Annotated in this window: 1 protein-coding gene and 1 pseudogene; both read left to right on the plus strand. The window is 56.2% G+C overall.

Translation table 11 applies throughout. From position 1 onward, the window contains the following. Positions 1-98 (plus strand): annotated as a pseudogene (locus HMPREF9538_RS33120) (hypothetical protein); the annotation flags it as partial. Positions 99-189: 91 nt separating this feature from the next. Next, positions 190-420 (plus strand): hypothetical protein, encoded by a 231-nt coding sequence (locus HMPREF9538_RS00255; RefSeq protein WP_004198570.1) that lies wholly within the window; start codon positions 190-192, stop codon positions 418-420. Positions 421-463: the final 43 nt, after the last annotated feature.

The following is a 463-nucleotide window of genomic DNA, read 5'->3' on the forward strand; positions in this document are numbered from 1 at the left end:
GTGAACCCGTCAAAGGCTGGTTTCTGGGCGCACCTGAAGACATTACCGATCAAGTTAAGAAGGAGGAAGAAGAGGCGGGAAGCAAACCGCAGGTATGAAAAAAGCAGGGTAAACCCTGCTTCTCCCACGCCGTAAAAATCGCACGAACGGTTTTTCCGGCTTCGTTAACTACCATAAGGAGTCAACTTTATGATCGTTTCTATTTTTTCACCTTCCGCAGGCGCTGTAAAGCCCCGTCGTCATTCGCGCATTCTGCGCGCAGATATCACCGCACCTGAGATTGATCCCGCTCTAAGAGCTTTCGGGCGTCATATCGCCAGAAGTCACCGCAAAGGGCGCGGTGTCCACATCCCCGCGATGAAAAATTCCGCCCTCGGGCAGGTACTCCGCACGCTGGAACTGAAACGCGCATTTAACTGATGAGGTGAGGGGCCCCCCCCGGGGGGGGGGCGGGCGGGGGGGG

It is taken from the genome of Klebsiella sp. MS 92-3 (genome assembly GCF_000195655.1).
GTDB lineage: Bacteria > Pseudomonadota > Gammaproteobacteria > Enterobacterales > Enterobacteriaceae > Klebsiella > Klebsiella pneumoniae.